Below are 18646 nucleotides of genomic sequence, written 5' to 3' on the forward strand. Positions count from 1 at the left end.
TTTTAATCCTAAAAATAATTTTTATTCATATCTTCCAGCATTCCTATTTGTTGAGGTTTCCAACCAAGTATGCTTCTGGTTTTTTCGCTTGAGGTATAACCATCCATACCTGCAAAATGAGTAAACCAAGTAAAATGTGCTTCTGCCTCATCATGATTTAGGCTTTTTAGAGGTAGTGAAATGCCTTTGCTAATAGTTTTAGCAATTTCTTTAAACGGTATTCCTTCCTCGGCTACAGGGTGAAAAACTTTTTGCTCAGGTTGTTTCTCGACAATAAGTCGGTATAGGCTGGCGGCATCCTCTCTATGTACAGCAGGCCACCTGTTAAGTCCTTCACCTATATAGCTACACTGTCCTTTCTCTTTATCCATTTCTATAACAATAGGAATAAATCCGTGGTCGTTTTTACCGTGCACAATAGGAAGGCGAACAATATAGGTGTTCACTCCTTTAGCCAAGGCAGCTAATGCCGCTTCTTCTGATGCTGCCCTAGGAACGCTTGTAGAGCTCGCTGGCTTGTCGTCTTCGGTAATTGCTTTTTCGCTACGAAGTATACCTACAGCCGAAGTAATAACCAATGGTTTTTGTGTTCCTGCAAGTGCATCGCTAAAGATTTCGATTATTTTTCTGTCTTCTTCACAACTATCCGAATACTTGGAAAAATCATGATTGAAAGCGGTGTGGATTACGGCATCGCAGGAAGTTGCTCCTTTACGGATAATATCAGGGTCATGTATGTCTCCCATAAGTATATCGGCCCCTGTTTCTTTTAGCTTTTCAGCTGAACTTTCCGATCTTACCAGTCCGAGCACTTCCATGTCGGCATTTAATAATTCATTTACTATTGCTGAGCCTACAAAGCCTGAGGCTCCAGTTACAAATACGCGCATAATTTTAAGTTTTTAACTGTAACAAAGCACGTTAAAAACAAGGTGATAAACGTGGTCATTTGACCATAATTGAAATTATCGGTGCAGTTGTGTGTGGCGTATTCTGGTAAGTGTTTTAATTGACATGCCCAGATAGGATGCTATCATCCGTAAAGGCAATCGGGACAATAAATTTGGAAAACGTTGGATGAAGTCATCATATTTTTCTTCAGGTGTGCCACTAAGTGTGGTTAGTATGCGTTGCCTGCTGTAGTATATGTTTCGGGATATAATTTGCTGCGACAGCTTACGGAGTTCAGGGATTTCATTCAGTAATCTGTTAAAGTCATCCTTTGTCCATAATAGTACTTCTGTAGGTTCAGTGGCTCCTATGTTTATTAAGGAAGGGGTTTCCTTGTCATAGCTTTCTACGTCAAGTGTCCAGGTGTGTTCGGGCGAAAACTGTACTATGTGTTCGTTGCCGTTTGCATCTGTACTGTACATACGAAGCAGTCCTTTTGCTATAAAAACCTTATGGCGGCAGATATCTCCTGCCTGTAATAAAAGTTCGTTGCGACGCAGTGTTTTAATTGTCGCAGTATTGCCAATATTCCGGATGATATCTTCCGTAAGGGAGGTATTGGCTATTAGGTATTTTTCAAATTCAGGATGCATTATATAAAAGTAATAAATTAAAGCATTGAATAAAAAACTCCGGCAATACCGGAGTTGAAAAACTGTAAGTTTTTTGATTGATGATGTTATATAGCGACTTCGGTTACTCTTTCTTTCGGATTAACCATTGAGTCTACCCTTTGTATAAGTAAGATGGATACAAGGGTTATAATACTTATTACATAGCCCAATATATCATAATTTATTAGCGGACTGGTTTTGGTTTGCTGATGAACTATAAAACCGGCACAAACAGCGGCAATACCTCCGGCAATTTGCTGTAACGATGAGGTAATGGCCATATAGGCTCCCCTGTCCTGAGTTTCGGGTACAGCCGTGTTTAAGGTTGTAGAAGGAACCATCCTGCTCATAATTCCCATAAACAATATCATGTTTATTATTATAATTTGCCATACAGGAATAGGAGGTAGGTTAGTATATATTAAAATCATGATTATTGAAATTAATGAACCTACGGCAAAAAGCTTCAGCTTACTCACTTTGTCACTTAATCTACCTATCATTGGCATTATGATTAAGACCGATACTCCTGTAAAAAAGAATATTATCGGGAGCTCCTCATGGCTAACATGAATGTTGTTTACTAAGTAAGCCGTTCCAAATGGCTGCAGCATAAATCCGCCAACTGAAAGTATGGCAATAGCGGTAAAGCCTACCTGATATCTTTTGTTACTTAATGTATTGAACAGGTGTAAGAATGGGCTTTTATCCGATTGTAACTCCAAATGTTTGTTTATAGGTTGTAGTTTAATAACAATTACGGCAAGTGTAATTACTGCCAGTACTACAATCATCAGGAAAGAAGAGTGCCATCCCCAGTTATTTGCAAAGTACAAGCCTAATGGGATACCTAAAATCTGACTGCTGGCAAAAGCCATTTGAATAAAGCCCATAACACGTCCTCTTTGTTGTAGAACAAATAAATCTGTTACAATAGCGAGTGATATGGATCCTATAACCCCTCCAAATAGTCCTGTGAATATCCTTGCGGCAACAAGCGTCCAGTAACTGTTTGCCATGGCACAGAAAAATGTTCCCAGAATAAATCCGGTATAGAAGAATATAAGCAGTTTTTTTCGGTCAAACTTATCGGCAAAGCCTGCTGCCAACAGGCCCGATGTTCCTGCGCTGAAGGCATATGCCGAAACAGCAAAGCCAAAATTTGATGTAGACATATTTAGGTCTTTCATGAGTATATCTCCTAAGGGAGAAATTACCATGAAGTCCAGGATTACTGTAAACTGTGCAATTGCCAGTAAGGCTATCACCAGTTTTTGATGCGGTGTAAACTTAGGGATTTCTGATTTTGATTTCATTTTTTGATTGATGATTGATTTCGTTTTATACTAATTCTGCACAGTTATGGCCGGCAGAAACTACCAGCTCTATAATGTCGTTAGTATTTATATTGTTGCTAATAACTCTTAACACGCAGTCAGTGTCGTCACAGTCTATACTCCAGTCCTGTATTTCAGGATGATTGTTTAGTTTTTTTGTGACTTCACAATTGCTGCAATGTTCAGTTATGTCGGTTTTAAAAACGTGTATTTGGGGTTGGTCCTGTTTCATTTTTTATTTTTTTAGTCCTTTTATCATTATGTCAAATGTCTGTTTTAGTACTTCATCGGTTAATACAAATCTTTTACCACCCATGCTTTTACCATCACGATTAAAGTTTATCAAAGCATATAAAGGTCCGTATGCCGCACACCAGAATATTTCCGGAGGCATAGGTGTAAGCTCTTTTCTGTCAACTGCATTTTTAAAAAAATTCATCATGAGCTGCTTGAATTTTTGGAGCGCTTCAGTCTGCATTATTTCTTCAGCAAAAGGGGAGTGTTTCATTGCTTCAAAGCAGGAAACTTCGGTTGGGTATTTTATGGCATAACCAGCCCGGTTTTGCCATTGTTTCCACATACCTTCTTCAAAAGACATGTCGGCACTGAAACCATCCACTACCATCTCGAAAAATTTGTCACCCAGTTTACCCCCTACCTGCTTTATTAGATCATCCTTGTCTTTGTAATATATGTATAGGGTAGCTACAGATATATTGCATGCCTTTGCCAGCTTGTTCATACTAAAGCCGTCAAAGCCATGTTTTACAATTTGTTCAATAGTCTTTTTATAAACCAGTTCTTCTTTATCGGTATCCCTTGTCCTCATGTGGTAGTTTTTCTGATGACAAAAATAATTAAATAAATGAATGTTCATTCATTTATGACAACAAAAAGTTGTAAAATAAACAAAAAACGCTCTCAATGTGAAAGCGTCTTTTGTTTATAAAATATCTAATGTGCGTTCTAGTGCCATGCCTCTGGAACCCTTTATCAATATTGTTTTTTGAATGGGTTTTATATTGCTGAGGTATTCTTTAAAGTTCTCGAAAGTATCAAAAAAGAAAAGATGGTTACTGCTAATTTTATTAGCATAAAAATCTTTGCCGATAAAATATGTTTCCACCTGATGCTTATCAGCCATCTTGTCTACAAGTTTTTTGTGCTCATCAAGACTTTCGGTGCCCAGTTCAAACATATCTCCCAAGATTGCAATTTTTGATTTTGCATCCAGCTGTAAAAGATTATCCAGGGCGGCATTCATGCTACTTGGATTAGCATTATAGGCATCCATAATAATGCTGTTGCTGTTTTTTTCTATCAGCTGTGAGCGGTTATTGTTAGGGATGTAATTTTCTATAGCGTCCTTGATTTTTTTATCGCTTATTTTAAAGTAAGTGCCTATGGTTATTGCGGAATTTATGTTGTTTGCATTATAAATACCTATTAGGTTAGAGTGTATGTCCAGATTATTATATTTTATTGTAACCATAGGGTTGGCATGAACTGTATCAATCCTAACATCACAATTATAATCATCTACTGCAAATGTAAAGCGTGACATGTCTTTAGTCTTTTCATCCTGAATGGAATCGTCAAGGTTTACAAAAACCGTTTTTGTGTGTGATTTCAGATATTCGTAAAGTTCGCTTTTTCCCTGAATTACACCTTCAACACCTCCAAAACCTTCAAGGTGTGCTTTACCAAAATTGGTTATATACCCAAAGTTAGGTTCTGCAATGTTGCATAAAAATTCAATTTCTTTTTTATGGTTTGCGCCCATTTCCACAATGCCTATCTCTGTTTCATTAGTGAACGAAAGCAGGGTCAAGGGAACACCTATATGATTGTTAAGGTTGCCTATAGTCGCTGTGGTGTTATATTTTTTGGAAAGAACCGCATTAATAAGTTCTTTGGTTGTGGTCTTGCCATTGCTGCCGGTTAAGGCTATTATTGGCAGGCCTAATATATTTCTGTGGTGATTGGCAAGCTGTTGTAAAGCCGTAAGTCCGTTATCAACTAAAAGTATTCTGTCGTTTGTTTTGTATTCGGGATTGTCTACTACGGCATAAGCGGCTCCTTTAGCAAGAGCTTCTTCTGCAAAAGTATTTGCGTCAAAACGATCTCCCTTTAATGCTACAAACAGGGAATTGGCTTCAATTTTTCGGGTGTCGGTAGTAACCGAACTGCATTTAATGAAGTACTGGTATAGTTCTTCTGTAGTTGTCATAGGTGTATAAAAAAATAAAGCCCTAAGATAGGGCTTTATTTTTTTATTTATAAGAAATTAATCTTTTGATTAACCTTTGTGTCTTGCTGTTTTCTTAGTAGACTTAGGACCTACTTTAGACATTGCACATCTGAATCCGATGAAGTCAGTTGCCATATCTTGTGGGTAGTATCTTCTTTGAGCAGGATCTAACCAGTAAGCTCTGTCTCTCCAAGATCCACCTTTGTAAACTCTTACGTTGTCATTGATAAGGGTACTCCTCTTGTTAGATTTGTCCCATTCTCTTATCATGTTTCCTAAGCTGTCAGTTTCTACTGTGTGCTGAGGAGAGTCATACATCTGGCTTGTAGTGTTTACACCTTCTTCAGAAGATCCTCCGTAATCGTAGAAACGAGTAGACTGTCTGTCACCATCTCTGTAGTTACGGTTATCACTCTTCGTGTAGTTTTGTCTTAGGTAAACATCTTCTTCAGTAACAGCAGTTCTTGCAATTTGACCTGGAAGATTTCTGTACTGGATTCTACCGTTACTTAAAGTGTCATACTCTATAGTTTCAGAAGTAACAATTTCTGCTCTTCCGTCTTCACCAATTTGGTTTTTCATGTAAACGTTACCTCTGTAGTAGTTGAAGTCACTTGCTTCATCATCTATAATAGGACGGTATACATCGGCTACCCACTCGGCTACGTTACCTGCCATATCGTAAAGACCAAAGTCGTTTGGTGGGTAAGATTTAACCGGTGCAGTAATATCTGCGTTGTCATCAGACCATCCTGCAATTCCTCCGTAGTCACCTTTACCTTGTTTAAAGTTAGCCAACTGGTCACCTCTTTTCTGTCTTTTTCCAGAACGAGTGTATTGACCTTTCCAAGGATATTTTTTGTTACCACGGTAAATGTTGTACTCACGGTTACCTACAAGTGCGATAGCAGCATATTCCCACTCAGCTTCAGTTGGAAGTCTGTACTCAGGTGAAATTAAACCTGAAGTTCTTTGAGCATATACGTTAACAGCCTCTTCGTCACCTGATTGTTTGTTGTTACGACCTCTTAGAACAACCTCTTCGTTACCTCCGTAAGCTTTAGTTGGGCTTTCAAGGTAAGTTTCAGTGTCAAAGTTGTTTTCGGCAGTTACGTCAAGAATTTTTGCATCTCTTTTAAGATAACCTTCTTTTTCAAGAATAGACTCATTAACGCGGTTTGTTCTCCAGTCACAAAACTCAACTGCCTGAATCCAGTTAACTCCTACCACAGGGTAGTTAGCGTATGCCGGGTGTCTTAGGTAGTTATTAGTCATGGTTTCGTTATAGCCAAGGGCACTTCTCCATACTAATGTATCAGGTAGAGCGCCTACATAAATGTTTTTGTAGTTCTCTTCTGTTGGTGGGTAAACTTTCTTCAACCACTCAAGGTACTCCATGTACATTACATTAGTAACCTCGGTTTCGTCCATATAAAAAGATTGAACATGCTGTTGGTTTGGAGTGTTATTCCAATCATGCATTACATCATCCTGAACTCTACCCATGGTAAAAGTTCCTCCTTCAACCTCTACAAGTCCCGGAGCTGGCTCCTGTTGTTTGTAGTTAGAGTTGTGTTGGAAACCACCCTTTTTGTCATTGATTTTCCAACCAGTCGCAGAGGAAGTATTGCTACCGCCTTTCTTGCTACAACCGGTAAAACCAACTGCTACTGCAACTGCAAGTAGCAATTTAAAAGCTGTAATCTTGTTAATCTTCATACTTTTTGCAGGTAATTAATTTCGTGGCGCAATATAATAATTAACCATTAAACCGCAACACGTTTTTAAAATTTTTAATAAAATTCCAAAATTATGTTAATAGTGTCTTTAAATAACGCATGAATTGAAGTAATATTGCAATCCTGATAAATAAAAAAAATCTTTTTATTACCGTAATATATTTTTGGTATTTACGTTGTCACAATTGATGAAAAATAGAATACTCTTTATAATACTGTTTTTTTCTTTGCTGTCTTATGCTCAGCAGGGTACTGTAAATATTATCTGGAAGGATAATGCAAAGTTTCCTTTAAATGAGGGTAATTCAGTAAATATCCCACAGTTTGACTATTCTAATATGGAGTACAAGGATGATACTTCTGAGCTTTTTTTCAGGCAAAGATTTCCTGTTTCAGGTAGGGTAAACCCTGCTTCTTTTCAGATTACTAATATAGTTTATGAGAGTATTTCGGCCGATTTACTGGGTGAGCTTTCTATAAATAAAATTCCGACTTCAATTAATCAGAAGCTTGAAAGTGCCCATGCCCGTAATAAATGGTATGCAGAAATGAGGTTTTCTCCTATTATAAAAGATGGCTCGGGCTATAAAAGGGTTAAGTCATTTTCTTACTCCTATAATATAGGTGGAGGGGCATTTAATTTTAAGGATACCCAAATTATAACGAATTCGGTTTTGGCTTCCGGTGAATGGCGCAGGTTTTATGTGGAAAAATCGGGGGTGTACAGGATATCAAAAAGTTTCCTGCAACAAATAGGTGTTAATGTAAATGTAGATCCGCGAAAGATTAAGATATATGGTAACGGCGGCCGTATGGCTCCGTTAAAAAACAATATTGCTTATCCTGATGATCTGGCTGAAAATGCTATACTGTTTGTAGGAGAAGAGGATGGTAATTTTGGGGATGGTGATTATATACTTTTCTATGCAGAAGGTGTGGATAACTGGAATGATGAGAGTGGTACCAATAATAATTTATATGCTAACAAGACATATTATTATGTTACTTCTTCCGGGACAGACGGTAAAAGGATTAATGATGTTGTTCAGCCAACAGATCCTGCAACGGTAACGGTTACTTCTTTTGATGATTATTATTATCATGAAGAGGACTTGGTAAGTATTGCAAGACTGGGCAGAAAATGGCATGGAGAACAGTTTAATGTTAACAATAGCCAGGACTTTGAGTTTTTTGTTCCCGATATCGATTTGACTTCGCCTGTAACTATTAACGTAAGTGCTGCGGCTACTTCGTTAACCGCCACGACAATGGGAGTTAAGGCAAATGGACAAAATGTAGGTACTGTTACTTTTGGTTCCTCGAGTGGTAGTAATGTTGCCAGAGAAGGAATGAATTCTAATCAGGGTTTTGTTGGGACTTTTACTCCTGCCGGGGGTACAATTACTATAAACCTTACTTATAATAATAATGGTGTTCCCGGGTCTAATGCCTGGTTAGATTATATTGTTATAAAGCCTAAGCGCTTTTTAAAAGGTAACGGAAAGCAATTCAGGTTTCAGTATGATGCTGCCGGAGGTAATACAGGAGTTTTAGAATATCAGCTAACCAATGCATCGGGTATAAGTGCGGTTTGGGATATTACCGATATATATAATGCAAGAAAAGTTACCAATGAATCTAATCAGGGACAGTTTTCTTTCAGGGCTCAGGCCGGTGAGGTGAGAAAATATATTACAGTTGTTCCTTCAGATTATTATTCTCCGTTAAGGGATAGTCAGACGGCAGTTGCTAATCAAAATATAAAAGGTACGATTTTTAATAATTCACAAGGGCAGTTTCAGGATATCGATTATCTTATAGTTACACCTGCCTATCTTAATTCGGAAGCAGAGAGACTGGCTAATATACATAGAACAAGTTCAGGTTTGAATGTAAAGGTTGTTAACCTTGAAAACATCTATCAGGAGTTTTCTTCAGGTAAACAGGATATTGCAGCGATAAGAAATTTGGTTAGGTATATATATTTTAATGCGTCTTCAGATGATAAACGAATAAAATATGTATGCCTTTTTGGTGATGCCTCTTTTGATTATAAAAACAGGATACCTAATAATACTAATATTGTTCCTACTTTTCATGCCTATGGAGGTAGTATATCTAATTATAGTACATCTACTACATTTGTTTCGGATGAATTTTTCGGGTTAATGGATGCTAATGAGGGGTCGATTACCGATAATGCTGAATCTGCAGATGTCGCAGTAGGGCGTATGCTGGTAACCGATGCTACTGATGCCAGGGAGATGGTAGATAAAGTTGCGGCTTATCTGCACGAAGAGTCCTATGGCAGATGGAGAAATGAATATATTCTCGTGGCTGATGATCCGGATGAGGTGGTTTCCGACTTTGTTCCTCAAATGGAGGGTGTTTATAATATGGTTGTTGCTAATAAGCCATTTATTAATGTAAGGAAAATATATTCTGATGCTTATATTCAGGAATCTTCTTCCGGAGGGTACAGGTATCCTAAGGCTAAGCAGCAAATAATAAGAAGTATAAATTACGGTTCGCTTATCGTAAATTATCTCGGTCACGGTGGTGAAGACGGTATGGCGGCTGAAAGAATTTTTGAAAAATCCGATGCGCAGGAGCTTAATAATGAAAACAAGTATCCGTTATTTATTACTGTAACCTGTGAGCTTACCCGTTTTGATAATCCGTACAGGCCAACCTGTGGAGAGTATCTTTACTGGAATCCAAAAGGTGGTGCGATTGGGTTAATTACTACTACAAGGTCTATTTTTGTAAATGCTGCTTTTGGTTTCAATGCAGCCTTGCCTGAACATCTGTTTGCTTTTGATGGTGGTGAATACCCTTCTATGGCAGAAGCAATGAGGATGGCTAAGGTAGCTGAGGGGAATAGTAATTTAAGGGTGGTTTCTTTTATTGGTGATCCGGCTCTAGTTGTGGCTATACCAAAGCCTAAAATTGTGCTTACCGAGATAAATGATGTACCTGTTAGCGGAGCGCCTGAAGCGCTTAAGGCATTATCTTTTGTAAAGCTTGAAGGTCAGGTTACAGACGAAGGGGGTAATCTGTTAAGTAATTATAATGGAGAACTTGCTGCTACTGTTTTTGATAAACCTATTGATACGCAGCTTTTAGAGAATGATGGTATAGCAAATGGAGATGCTACCGATTTTAAGGTTTTAGGAGAGGCTATATTTAGAGGTAATGCAACTGTTGCAGGAGGTAAATTTGAATTTAATTTTGTTGTGCCCAGGGATATTCGCATTCCTGTAGGTAACGGTAGGGTTAGTTTTTATTCAAAACGTAATAATGTGCTGGAAGACCATACAGGGTTTGATAGTGATATTAAGATAGGGGGGATTAACGAGAATGCAGAGGAAGATGTAACCGGGCCTACCGTAAGGCTTTATATGAATGATGAGAGTTTTATCTCGGGAGGGATAACTAACGATTCACCTATATTTCTGGCATTTCTTCAGGATGAGCATGGTATTAATACCGCAAGTGGTATAGGTCATGATATAGTTGCTATTCTTGATGGGGATGAAACAAAACCATTTGTGCTTAATGATTATTATGAAACCGATGTTGATGATTACATGAAGGGTAGTCTTAAATATCCTTTCAGTGATTTGGAACCGGGACTTCATACAATAACATTCAAAGCATGGGATGTTTATAATAATCTTGTTACTTCCGAAATACAGTTTGTAGTGGTAGGTGACGAAGAGATGAGGCTGGAAAAGGTGTTAAATTATCCTAACCCTTTTGTTAGTTATACCGAATTCTGGTTTACCCATAACAGGCCTTTTGAGCCGCTTGATGTTCAGGTACAGATTTTTACCGTAAGTGGTAAGGTTGTAAAAACAATTAACCAATCGGTTAGCACCGAAGGATTTTTGTGTCGTGATATCAAATGGGACGGGCGTGACGATTTTGGCGACAGGATTGGTAAAGGAGTGTATGTTTATAAATTGACAGTACGTTCAGTTTCAACAGGTAAAAAAGCTGAAAAGTATGAGAAACTTGTATTGCTATAAGAAAATACTATATTTGTTACCTTAAAATTTTCAAGATAAAAATGAAGAAAATAATTTTATTTGCCATTATACTTTTAGGAGTACAGGTGGCAAAGGCTCAAACTCAAACTCAAACAGAAAGAGTAATTACCACAGGAGTTCCTTTTTTACTGATAGCGGCAGATGCAAGAGCGGCAGGTATGGCCGATAACGGAGTTGCTACTTCAACAGATGTTTTCTCTCAGCAATGGAATCCGGCAAAATATGCTTTTGCGCTTAAAGAATATGGAGGGTCTGTGAGTTATACTCCATACCTTACTGATATTGCAAACGATATATCATTGGCTCAGTTAACATTTTATGACAGAATTAACGATAGAAGTGCCTTTGGTGCCAGTCTTCGTTATTTTGGTTTAGGTGATATCGAGTTAAGGCAAAACCCGGATGAAGAGCCTGTAGTGAGAAGTCCTAACGAACTTGCTTTAGATCTTTCTTATTCACTTAAATTAAGTGAGCGTTTCTCAATGGCTGTTGCTGGGCGTTTTATCAGTTCCAATTTAAGAATACCTGAAACATCAGGAGGTGGGGATGCAAGAGCAGCGACTACTTTTGCTTTTGATGTGGCTGGTTTCTATCAGTCGGAAGAAATACCTTATTCTGATTTTGACGGTAGATGGAGACTTGGTTTTAACTTCCAGAACATGGGGCCTAAGATCAACTACAATAATGATGACAATGAAGAAAATGCAAACTTCCTTCCTGCTAACATGAGATTAGGTGGAGGTTTTGATTTCATTTTTGACGAATACAATAAAATAGGGGTTAACCTTGAGCTTACTAAGCTTATGGTGCCTACACCTCCTGCTTATACTCTTGAGGATTTTGACGGAAACGGTACTATAGATGATTCTGATAAGGCTGTTGCCGATACTAACTATTCTCAGGATCTTCAGGATTACAGAAAAATAGGCTGGGTGTCAGGTATGTTTAAGTCATTTGGTGATGCGCCGGATGGTTTTAGTGAAGAGCTTAAAGAAGTTACGTATTCGGTAGGGGCAGAATATAGCTATCAGGATGCCTTTATGTTTAGATTAGGTTATTTTAATGAGAGCGAAATGAAAGGTGCCCGTAAGTTTTTCTCTTTAGGTGCCGGTTTCAGATATACAGCTGTTAAGGTGGACGTTTCTTATTTATTCTCTGCTTCGCAGGTAAGAAACCCGCTTGAAAATACACTTCGTTTTTCACTTTCATTCAATTTTGGAGACGATTACGACGAATATTAGTAGTTGGAAATACAATATTTAAAAGGGATTTGCTTAAAATCCCTTTTTTATTTTTTGTATGTGGAAAAAAGGGTAAAATACTTTGATTTATTTTTTTAGTTATTAAAGGGAAGTCTTATTTTTGCAGTTCGCAAATTTGTGTGAGGAAACTTTTTGCGTCATAATCAGATTTTTAAAGAACATATTAGCAACATCTATTAGGAAATGAAAGAAATTACAAAAGAAGTTTATCTGAAATGGTATGAAGACATGCAGTTTTGGAGAAAGTTTGAAGACAAGCTGGCTGCTTTATATATCCAGCAGAAAGTTAGAGGTTTCCTTCACTTATATAACGGGCAGGAAGCAGTTCTTGCCGGTGCTCTTCATGCAATGGACCTGTCTAAAGACAAAATGATTACGGCTTACCGTAACCACGTTCAGCCAATTGGTATGGGAGTAGACCCAAGAAAAGTAATGGCAGAACTTTTAGGTAAAGGTACAGGTACTTCAAAAGGTCTTGGAGGATCTATGCACATCTTCTCTAAAGAACATGGGTTTTATGGTGGACACGGTATTGTAGGAGCACAGATTCCTGTGGGTGCCGGTATCGCATTTGCAGATAAATATTTTGAAACAGGCGGTGTAACCCTTACTTATTTTGGTGATGGTGCTGCACGCCAGGGATCACTTCATGAAGCATTTAACATGGCTATGCTATGGAAACTTCCTGTAGTGTTTATTGTAGAAAACAACGGTTATGCAATGGGTACTTCTGTAGAGAGGACTGCTAACCACACAGATATATGGAAACTTGGTCTTGGTTATGAAATGCCTTGCGGACCGGTTGACGGTATGAACCCTGTAAAAGTAGCCGAAGCTATGCATGAGGCTATGGAAAGAGCAAGAAGAGGCGATGGCCCTACTTTCCTTGAAATGAAAACGTACCGTTACAGAGGTCACTCAATGAGTGATGCTCAGCACTACAGAACCAAAGAAGAGGTTGAGGAATACAAAAAAATTGACCCTATCACTCAGGTTCTTGATATCATCAAAGAAAACAACTATGCTACAGATGCAGAAATTGAAGCTATTGATGAAAGAGTAAAAGATCTTGTTGCGGAATGTGAGAAATTTGCTGAAGAGTCTCCGTACCCGGATTTAAGTATTATGTACGACGTTGTTTACGAACAGGAAAACTATCCTTTTATACCACATAAATTACAATAAAAATGGCAGAAATTATTACAATGCCACGATTAAGTGATACTATGACCGAAGGGGTTGTTGCTACGTGGCTTAAAAAAGTAGGAGATAAAATACAGGAAGGTGATATACTTGCTGAAATAGAGACAGACAAAGCGACTATGGAGTTTGAGTCTTTCTATGCAGGTACTCTTTTACATATAGGAATACAGGAAGGGGAGTCCGCTCCGGTTGATTCACTTCTTGCAATTATCGGTAAAGAAGGTGAAGATATTTCAGGCCTTCTAAGCGGTAATGCTGCTCCTGCTGCTAAAGCAGAAGAGAAAAAAGAAGAAGCAGCTCCAAAAGCTGAGGAGAAAAAAGCTCCTACTGCAGAGTTGCCTAAAGATGTTAAGGTGGTTACTATGCCTCGTCTTAGTGATACTATGACAGATGGTACTGTTGCTACTTGGCTTAAAAAAGTTGGTGATAAAGTAGAGGAAGGTGATATCCTTGCTGAAATTGAAACTGACAAGGCTACTATGGAGTTTGAATCTTTCAATGCCGGTACTCTTTTATATATCGGTGTTCAGGAAGGCCAGTCTGCTCCGGTAGATAGTATTCTTGCAATAATAGGCCCTGCAGGAACTGATGTTAGCGGTATTGCCGAAAACTTTCAGGCCGGAGGTGCAGCTGCAACTGAAACAAAAGAAGAAGCTAAGCCAGCTGAGTCTAAAGCAGAAACTGCTGAAGCTCCTAAGGCTGAAGCTGTAAATAACGACGGAGGCAGAGTATTTGTTTCTCCTCTTGCCCGTAAAATAGCCGAAGAAAAAGGAATTAACCTTAATCAGGTTAAGGGTACAGGAGAAAACGGAAGAATCGTTAAGAAAGACGTTGAGAGCTTTACTCCTGGTGCTGCGGCACAACCTGCTCAGGGCGCTCAGGCTCCGGCTGCACAGGCAGCACCTGTTGCTCAGCCATTTATTCCTGCTGGAGAGGTTAGCAAAGAAGAGGTTAAAAACAACCAGATGCGTAAAACTATTGCGCGTCGTCTTGCTGAATCTAAATTCACTGCGCCGGAATATAGCCTTACTATTGAGCTTGACATGGATAATGCTATTGCAAGCCGTGGTGTTATAAACGCTGTTCCTGATACTAAAGTATCGTTTAATGATATGGTTATCAAAGCATCTGCAATGGCGATTCGCAAACACCCGCAAATCAATACACAGTGGAAAGACGATGTAACGGTATACAACAAGCATATTAGTATTGGTGTAGCTGTAGCTGTAGAAGACGGACTTGTAGTTCCTGTACTTCCGTTTACAGATCTTATGAGTCTTTCTCAAATAGGTAATAACGTAAAAGACCTTGCCGGTAAAGCAAGAAACAAAAAACTTACTCCTGCAGAAATGGAAGGAAGTACGTTTACCGTTTCTAACTTAGGTATGTTTGGTATTCAGGAGTTTACTTCTATCATCAACCAGCCTAACTCGGCAATTCTTTCGGTAGGCGCTATCGTTCAGAAGCCTGTTGTTAAAAATGGTCAGATAGTAGTGGGTAATACTATGACAGTAACCCTTACCTGCGATCACCGTACTATTGATGGTGCTACAGGAGCTCAGTTCCTTCAAACACTTAGACAGTATATTGAAAACCCTGTTACAATGCTGGCATAAGCCTGATTGTAATTTATAATAATAAATCCGTTCTGATTTCAGGACGGATTTTTTTTGGGAATATCCGTAATGCAATAACTATTAGGTGCAGCGGGTGATTTTTACTATTTTAGCAATACAAAACAAAAAACAATGAAAAGAATATCATTCTTTTTCTTTTCGGCACTATTAACCTTGGTTGTTGGCTGTGCCGGTTCTCATACTAAAAAAGAAAATGGTTATAAGGTAAGCGAAGAGAGTGTCGCTACTACACTTAAATTTTTAACCTGTGATGAACTTAAAGGGCGTGACCCCGGGACAGAAGGTATTGAAGAAGCTGCCAAATATCTTGAGGAGGTATTTGTAAAAAACAGTATTAAACCCTATTTTATTACCTATAGGGATACATTATCTAACTTTTCTAAACCGGCTTATAATATTGTAGGCTATCTGGAAGGTAACGATCCGAAACTTAAAAATGAGGTTGTGGTAATTGGTGCCCATTATGACCACGTTGGTATTGGCAAGGCAGTTGCAGGTGACAGCATTTATAACGGTGCCGATGATAATGCTTCGGGTACTACAGCTGTAGCAGAGTTTGTAAATTACTACGCAAAAGCGAAAACAAACAAGCGCAGTATATTGTTCTGTTTTTTCTCGGCCGAGGAAAAAGGCCTTTTAGGGTCTAAGCATCTTGCTGCAAAATTAAAGCAGGCTAATATGAATGTTTACCTGATGCTTAACTATGAAATGATAGGTGTGCCAATGCCGGCAGGAAAAGATATGGTAGCTTTTATGACAGGTTACGGAAAATCTAACCTTGCAGAAAAAATCAATGAATACAGTGGTAAGAAATTTATAGGTTACTATGATTTTGCTATAAAGTATCAGTTGTTCAGGGCTTCGGATAACTATCCTTTCTATACGGAATTCAATATACCGGCCCATACATTCAGTACTACTGATATGGAGAGTTTTCATTACTACCACCAGCCGGGAGATGAGTTTGATGAGATGGATACTGCACACATGGCAGATTTTATACAGCAGATGATCCCGATAACGGAAAAGCTTATTAATGCTGAAACGAAAGAAATTGTACTTAAAGACTAAATGAAAAATATAATAATTACGGGAACGAGCAGGGGTATAGGCTATGAGCTGGCACTGCAGTTTGCAAATGCAGGTCATCAGGTTCTTGCTATTTCCAGAAAAGTTCCTCAGGCTTTTATAGAAAACCAGAATATTTCCTGTTTGGCTGTGGATATTTCAGAAGAAGTTAACCTGCAAAAAGTAGATGATTTTATAGCAAATACATGGCATAAGGTAGATGTACTTATCCATAATGCAGGAGCTCTTATCCATAAGCCGTTTGCCCAAATAACTTCTCAGGAATTTGAATACATCTATAAGGTAAATGTTTTTGGTGTAGCTGCCTTAAACAGGGTAGTGTTGCCTTATATGAAAAACGGGGCGCATGTTATTACAATAAGTAGTATGGGTGGTGTTCAGGGAACAGTTAAGTTTGCGGGACTTTCTGCCTACAGTTCCAGTAAAGGGGCTGTAATAACTTTATCTGAGCTTTTGGCTGAGGAATATAAAGAGGCTGGCATTGCCTTTAATGTTCTTGCTCTTGGTGCGGTTAATACTGAGATGTTGCAGGAAGCTTTTCCTGGTTATGAAGCGCCGCTTTCGGCAACTGACATGGCCAATTATATTTATGATTTTGCTTTAACAGGAAATAAATACTTTAACGGTAAAGTGCTGGAAGTATCTTCGAGCACTCCATAAAAGAAATTATAAGTGAAGCATATTATTGAGCCTTATTTGCCGGAGCATGCTGTTGATAGTGTTTTTGAAATGATAAAACATTATGGGGTTCATCTTAAGATTGTGAATGAAAGGGTTACCCGTCACGGGGATTACAGAAGGAATGCTAACGGTTATCATCAGATAACGGTAAACTCAAGTCTTAACAAATACAGGTTCCTTATAACACTGGTACATGAAATTGCCCATTTAGCGGCTTTTGAAAAGTTTGGAAGGAATATAAAACCACATGGCGTGGAATGGAAGGCTACTTTTCAGCGACTGATGGTTCCTTACATACGTCCTGAAATATTTCCGGCGCAGTTATTGCCACTTCTCGCGAGGCATTTCAGAAACCCGAAAGCAAGTAGCGATACTGATGCAACGCTCTCAATTGCGTTGAAGCAATTTGATGAGAAGTCAGATAAAAATTATATTTTTGAAATTCCTTACGGTAGTCATTTCCGCATATACAACGGTAAGATTTTTAGGAAAGGGGCACAAAGGGTTAAACGTTTTGAGTGTATGGAGGTTAGTACCGGAAGGGTGTATCTCTTTAACCCGAACGCCGAAGTGGAATTACTGCCTCATTAATTGTTAAATTGAGGATAAAGCATTTTGAAATTGATTTATAAAATAAAAACTTTACATAAATAAAAACGATTGCCAATATAATGAACAAAAATTATTATGCTGTTTTAATGGCGGGGGGTGTAGGTTCTCGTTTTTGGCCTGTTAGTACTGTACAGTTTCCTAAGCAGTTTCATGATATGCTGGGTACTGGGGAAACACTTATACAAAAAACTTTCAGCAGGCTTTCAAAATTAATCCCTAAAGAAAACATACTTGTACTTACAAACGATATATACAATGATCTTGTTTTAGAGCAGTTGCCCGATCTTTGTCAGGATCAGGTAGTGCTTGAGCCGGCCATGAGAAATACGGCTCCGTGTATTTTGTATGCTACCTTAAAAATAAAAAAACTTAATCCCGATGCCGTTATGGTGGTGGCGCCAAGCGACCACTGGATTGAGGATGAAAATGCTTTTTTGGATAACCTTCAAAAAGCTTTTGATTGTGCCCTTAAACAGGAGGTTTTAATGACTTTGGGTATTCAGCCTACTTTCCCTAATACAGGATATGGTTACATAGAATTTAATAAACAGGATACTAATCTTATTAAAAAGGTTTCTCAGTTTAGGGAAAAGCCGGACTATGCAACTGCAAAAACGTTTTTAAGCAGCGGTAACTTTTTATGGAACGCCGGTATTTTTATCTGGACGGTAGAGGCAGTTTTAAATGCATTTAGAAAGTTTCAGCCTCAAATGTACCAGTTGTTTAAAGAGGGTTACAATCATTATAATAATCCTGAAGAGAAAGAATTTATTGAAGAGAATTATACCAAGGCAGATAATATTTCCATTGACTATGCATTAATGGAAAATGCCGAAAACGTATATGTGCTTCCTGCTTCTTTCGACTGGAATGATTTAGGTACCTGGGGCTCACTACATGAAAAACTGGGTAAGGATGAAAATAATAATGCAGTTGTAAATGCAAGGGTTTTTCTTGAAAATGCTACAAATAATATTATCCGTACAGACAATGATAAGACAGTTGTTATAGACGGTTTGGATAATTACATTGTTGTGGATAGGGATGACATACTGCTTATCTATCCAAAAGAAAAAGAACAGGAAATTAAAAAAATCACTGCTATTGTTACTAAGAATAAATAGTAGTAGATATAGTACACTGTTAAATTTAACTTTTTTTTAAGTAATTTATTTTCAATAAACTATCTTTATTCGTCAGGATATAAATAGTGCTGAA

General features: G+C 38.2%; 15 protein-coding genes. 8 read left to right on the forward strand and 7 right to left on the reverse strand.

All coding sequences use genetic code 11. From position 1 onward, the window contains the following. Positions 1 to 8: 8 nt before the first annotated feature. The 7 genes from NU09_RS00235 to gldJ form a co-directional block, all read right to left on the reverse strand. A complete protein-coding gene (locus tag NU09_RS00235; RefSeq protein WP_129749242.1) occupies positions 9 to 890 on the reverse strand; it encodes an SDR family oxidoreductase in 882 nt (293 codons plus the stop codon). Positions 891 to 965: 75 nt separating this feature from the next. After that, positions 966 to 1544: a Crp/Fnr family transcriptional regulator gene (locus NU09_RS00240; RefSeq protein WP_129749243.1), complete on the reverse strand. Its 579-nt coding sequence runs from the start codon at positions 1542 to 1544 to the stop codon at positions 966 to 968. Between the two features lie 86 nt (positions 1545 to 1630). Further along, positions 1631 to 2881 (reverse strand): MFS transporter, encoded by a 1251-nt coding sequence (locus NU09_RS00245; protein WP_129749244.1) that lies wholly within the window; start codon positions 2879 to 2881, stop codon positions 1631 to 1633. Positions 2882 to 2906: 25 nt separating this feature from the next. Further along, entirely contained in the window at positions 2907 to 3134 is a 228-nt protein-coding gene (locus tag NU09_RS00250; protein WP_129749245.1) for a hypothetical protein, read from the reverse strand. A gap of 3 nt (positions 3135 to 3137) precedes the next feature. Then, complete coding sequence (locus tag NU09_RS00255) at positions 3138 to 3731, reverse strand: TetR/AcrR family transcriptional regulator (protein ID WP_129749246.1); 594 nt, start codon at positions 3729 to 3731, stop codon at positions 3138 to 3140. 114 nt (positions 3732 to 3845) lie between these two features. Beyond that, a complete protein-coding gene (locus tag NU09_RS00260) occupies positions 3846 to 5132 on the reverse strand; it encodes a UDP-N-acetylmuramoyl-tripeptide--D-alanyl-D-alanine ligase (RefSeq protein WP_129749247.1) in 1287 nt (428 codons plus the stop codon). 69 nt (positions 5133 to 5201) lie between these two features. Further along, positions 5202 to 6872, reverse strand: a complete 1671-nt coding sequence (gldJ, locus tag NU09_RS00265; protein WP_129749248.1) for a gliding motility lipoprotein GldJ — start codon at positions 6870 to 6872, stop codon at positions 5202 to 5204. Between the two features lie 208 nt (positions 6873 to 7080). On the opposite strand from gldJ, the gene porU reads away from it, so the two are divergent. The 8 genes from porU (at position 7081) to NU09_RS00305 (ending at position 18552) form a co-directional block, all read left to right on the forward strand. Next, entirely contained in the window at positions 7081 to 10923 is a 3843-nt protein-coding gene (porU, locus tag NU09_RS00270) for a type IX secretion system sortase PorU (protein ID WP_129749249.1), read from the forward strand. Between the two features lie 41 nt (positions 10924 to 10964). Then, a complete protein-coding gene (gene porV, locus NU09_RS00275) occupies positions 10965 to 12185 on the forward strand; it encodes a type IX secretion system outer membrane channel protein PorV (RefSeq protein ID WP_129749250.1) in 1221 nt (406 codons plus the stop codon). 204 nt (positions 12186 to 12389) lie between these two features. After that, entirely contained in the window at positions 12390 to 13391 is a 1002-nt protein-coding gene (pdhA, locus tag NU09_RS00280) for a pyruvate dehydrogenase (acetyl-transferring) E1 component subunit alpha (protein ID WP_129749251.1), read from the forward strand. 2 nt (positions 13392 to 13393) lie between these two features. Beyond that, on the forward strand, positions 13394 to 15025 hold the full coding sequence (locus tag NU09_RS00285) for a pyruvate dehydrogenase complex dihydrolipoamide acetyltransferase (RefSeq protein ID WP_129749252.1): 1632 nt from the start codon (positions 13394 to 13396) through the stop codon (positions 15023 to 15025). Positions 15026 to 15442: 417 nt separating this feature from the next. Then, positions 15443 to 16117, forward strand: a complete 675-nt coding sequence (locus tag NU09_RS00290; protein WP_410501049.1) for a M20/M25/M40 family metallo-hydrolase — start codon at positions 15443 to 15445, stop codon at positions 16115 to 16117. Next, positions 16118 to 16795: an SDR family NAD(P)-dependent oxidoreductase gene (locus NU09_RS00295; protein WP_129749254.1), complete on the forward strand. Its 678-nt coding sequence runs from the start codon at positions 16118 to 16120 to the stop codon at positions 16793 to 16795. 12 nt (positions 16796 to 16807) lie between these two features. Further along, on the forward strand, positions 16808 to 17407 hold the full coding sequence (locus tag NU09_RS00300; RefSeq protein ID WP_129749255.1) for a SprT-like domain-containing protein: 600 nt from the start codon (positions 16808 to 16810) through the stop codon (positions 17405 to 17407). An 80-nt stretch (positions 17408 to 17487) separates the two neighbouring features. Next, positions 17488 to 18552 carry a mannose-1-phosphate guanylyltransferase gene (locus NU09_RS00305; RefSeq protein ID WP_129749256.1) on the forward strand — a complete coding sequence of 355 codons (1065 nt, stop codon included), beginning with the start codon at positions 17488 to 17490 and terminating at the stop codon, positions 18550 to 18552. The last annotated feature ends 94 nt before the right edge of the window (positions 18553 to 18646 follow it).

It is taken from the genome of Flavobacterium beibuense (assembly GCF_004151245.1).
Taxonomy (GTDB): domain Bacteria; phylum Bacteroidota; class Bacteroidia; order Flavobacteriales; family Flavobacteriaceae; genus Flavobacterium; species Flavobacterium beibuense_A.